The organism is Nocardioides sp. (assembly GCF_031397825.1).
Classification (GTDB): domain Bacteria; phylum Actinomycetota; class Actinomycetes; order Propionibacteriales; family Nocardioidaceae; genus Nocardioides.
This window is the reverse complement of sequence record NZ_JANNML010000237.1, coordinates 1-3,286: the sequence shown is the minus strand read 5'-3', so window position 1 is coordinate 3,286 and position 3,286 is coordinate 1. Positions and strand designations below refer to the sequence as shown.

General features: G+C 70.5%; 3 protein-coding genes. All 3 read right to left on the bottom strand.

The features are described 5' to 3' along the window. On the bottom strand, positions 1 to 1,871 hold a 1,871-nt coding region (locus RMN98_RS20055), incomplete at its 3' end, for a hypothetical protein (RefSeq protein ID WP_309650590.1). Between the two features lie 55 nt (positions 1,872 to 1,926). Then, positions 1,927 to 2,736: a GrpB family protein gene (locus RMN98_RS20050; protein ID WP_309650589.1), complete on the bottom strand. Its 810-nt coding sequence runs from the start codon at positions 2,734 to 2,736 to the stop codon at positions 1,927 to 1,929. A 389-nt stretch (positions 2,737 to 3,125) separates the two neighbouring features. After that, positions 3,126 to 3,286 (bottom strand): Hsp70 family protein (locus RMN98_RS21110; protein ID WP_397210350.1); only part of this gene is annotated, 161 nt, incomplete at its 5' end.

Here is a 3,286-nt window from a genome sequence, read left to right as displayed (position 1 = left end):
AGCGGGTCGGACCAGTCGAGGACCAGCTCGACCCTGCTCGGCGAGGTCACCGACATCGAGAAGACGTGCGGGTCGGAGACCAGGCTGCCAAGGCCGCCGTTGGTCTGCGACACCGCGAAGGAGTTGCCGTCCGCGGCGCGGAAGGACAGCGAGTAGGGCTTGGTGCCGGTCGGCGGCGTCGGCTGCTGCGGACCCTTGACCGCACGGAGCGGGCGACCCGTCACGCCGATCCGGCCCTGGCCGGCGGGCGCGGTGTCGTCGACGTAGACGACGCGCTTGGCGTTCTGCGTGCTGCTGGTGCTGCCGACGTAGTAGGGCGCGACGTTGCCGTAGGACTCCAGGTAGCGCCGCGAGATCGCGAAGCGCACCGTGCCCCGGGCGCGGTCCCACGTGCTGACGCCGTCGAGGAAGGTCTCGGCGCCGTTGTCGTAGGTGTTGGCTCCGTCGCTGGCCGGGCCGGTCGAGTCGAAGCGACGACCGTTGACGATCAGGCTGTAGGAGGACAGGCCGGTCGTGCCCGAGGTCGGTGCGAGTCGGGCGACCTTCACGGTGGCCAGCAGCTGGGTGTTGGTGACGCGCACGTCGAGCCCACGCAGGTCGTTGAAGGGGCTGTCGGCGTCACCCGCGCGATCGACCACCATGCCGTTGGCGCGACGTGGCTGCTTGCCCTGGGCGACGTACGACGCCGTGCCCGTGAGCCGCACCCGACCGTCGGCCGTGCGGCTCGGCCGCTGGATGGTGAGCCGGGGGCGCGTGGTCGTGACGGGGGTCGGCGACCAGCTGACGCGGGCGCCGGGCAGGACGCCCACGTCGGGCTGGGGGCAGTCGGCCGGCGAGCCGGTGGCCGACGCATAGATGTGGTCGCTCGGGCTCTGCACCTGGAAGGGGTTGCGTCCGTCGCCGGGGAGGTCGTTGGCCTCGAGCTTGTCCTGGGGGGTCACCTTGCCGTCGCCGTTGCGGTCGAGGTAGCCGCTCATCCGCAGCGCGAAGCCCTCGACGTCGAGGCTGGAGACGCACTTGCTGAGGCCCGGCGGGTCCTCGTTGTAGCTCATGATGTCGGTGGTCGGCACCGGTCCCCAGGAGCCCTCCGCGCCGTCACCGACGTGACCGACGGTCAGGCAGTGGCCGAACTCGTGGCTGACCAGGTCGAAGAGGCTGAACACCTCGGTCGTGCCCGGCAGCGGGTCGATGGCGCCGTTGATCGCGAAGCAGACGTTGCCGCCCGCGCCGCCGCAGTCCTCGACGTAGGTGCCGGAACGCTCCTCGTGGTGCGTGTCGAAGCCCGGGATCGCCTCCCAGGCGGCGAAGTCGAAGGGGTTCTCGATGCTGGTGCACGGCACGCCCTGCGCGTCGTAGATGCCGAGGTCGCCGACGAACTGCGCCGGGTCGATGCCGATCCCGATGCCGCCGACCGGGTTGGTGCCGACGAGGACGATCTCGGGGTCGATCAGGGGGTAGGTGGTGAACTCGCCGCCCAGCGCGTCCACGGTGATGTGGAAGTCGACCTTCGTCAGCCAGGGCTGCTTCATCCGCTTGGCGAGCTGCTCGATGCCGCCCTCCCACATCTCGACGGACTGGCGCATGACCCGCATGTCGCGCTCGGCCGTCGGCGAGGCCGGGACCAGCACGAGGACGTCGACCTGGGGCGAGTCAAGGGCGTTGAGACCGGTGCGCATGTGGAAGCACTGGTTGTCCGGGTTGTCGAGGCTCATGTCGCGGATGCACCCCGGCGGCAGGTTGCCGTCGCCGAAGTAGGACTGCGAGTAGGGACCGGCGGTCGGCTGCGAGGGGCTGGCGTAGGAGACCGCGCCCGCCACGAGGGCGACGGCGAGGACGACGGGCAGCAGCAATCGACGGAGGAGGGAGCGCAAGGTGGGACCTTTCGGAGGGCGTCGCCCCCTCAACGACCATGGAGTGCTGGGGTTATCAGCGAGGCAGTCCCGCGGCGCGGAACATCGCGTCGTAGATCTCGTGCACGACCGGCTCCTTGAACGCGTTGTAGCGCATCCCCGACCCCAGCGCCCCGTGCTCCGCCCCGGTGGCGTCGAGCGCCGCCAGCGCCTCCCGCTTGGCTGCCGCGTAGCGCTCGCGGTCCTCGGGGTGGGCTCTCAGCCAGTCGCGGAACATCAGGTGGCGCACGACTTCTGGACACCCAGGCCCGAAGACGTGCAGGTGCACGCGGGGCTCGTGCCTCTCTCTGGCGAGACGCTTGAAGAGCCGGTGCTGGTGCCAGTCGGGCTCGGTGAGCCAGTGCACGAGGCCGAGGCCCTGGAGGTCCGGGACGTACGCCGCCTCGTCGGCCGGGTCCGCCACCACCACGTCGACGTCGATGATCGGCTTCGCGGGCAGCCCGGCCACGGACGTCGAGCCGACGTGGTGGATCTCGACCACCCGGTCGCCGAGCGTCCGCGCGACCTGCTCGGCCAGCTGGTCGAAGTGCTGTGGCCAGCTGTGGTCCGGCTCCACCACCCGCAGCTGGTCGTCGGTCGGCCGGGCGTCGACGTAGACCACCTCGCCCTCGTCGTGGTGGCGCGTGATCAACTGCAGCTCCTCGCGGATGATCCGCAGCGCCTTCGGCCCCACCCCGTGCAGCCCCGCCAGCTCCTCGCTCGGCACCCCCACCAGCTGCCGCAGCTCGGTGAACCCCGCCGCGGCGAGCCCCCGCGTCGCCGGCGCCCCGATGGTCCTCGGCAGTCGGTCGAGGCGCGTGGTCGGGTCGGGGTGGGATCCGCTCATCTCGGGGCCTGGCTCCTCGCTGTCGTGGGTGAGACTGCCTCCATGATCTCTCGGACGGCCGCCGTCGTCCGCTGGCTGGGCTGGAGGTGACTTCGTCCCGCGGCACTCACCCTCGTCGCCCTTGCCCGCCTGCTGGTCAACGACTCCTCCGTCGGCAACGCCGAGCCGACCTGCGTGGCGTGGCAGTGGTGGATGTTCCTCACGTTCTGGGTCTGGGGGTCCGTGCTCCTGTTCGTCGTGGGCCTGGTCGGCGCCGACCGGATCACGACCCGCAGCCGGGGCTGACGGGCCCTCCGCTCAGGTCGGGCGCGCCCGGTCCTGGGTCGAGCCTGACGAGCGCCAGCGAGGCGGCATCGAGGAGGCATCTGGACCGCGCGCTCCCGGGGTGGTCAAACGTTTGTCCAACGCAGGGGGACCGGTCGGTGGTCGAGCCCGGCGAGCGCCAGCGAGGCGGCATCGAGGAGGCATCTGCCCAAATCATACACCGCTACTGTTCTTGTTTCATCATTTCTCATTCCTAAACCATAAGCAAGACTGGCTGCTGTTGGTT

What these genes read in the sequence shown, in the direction of transcription:
- RMN98_RS20050 (WP_309650589.1), bottom strand. Translation starts at nt 2,736, where the DNA reads ATGAGCGGATCCCACCCCGACCCGACCACGCGCCTCGACCGACTGCCG.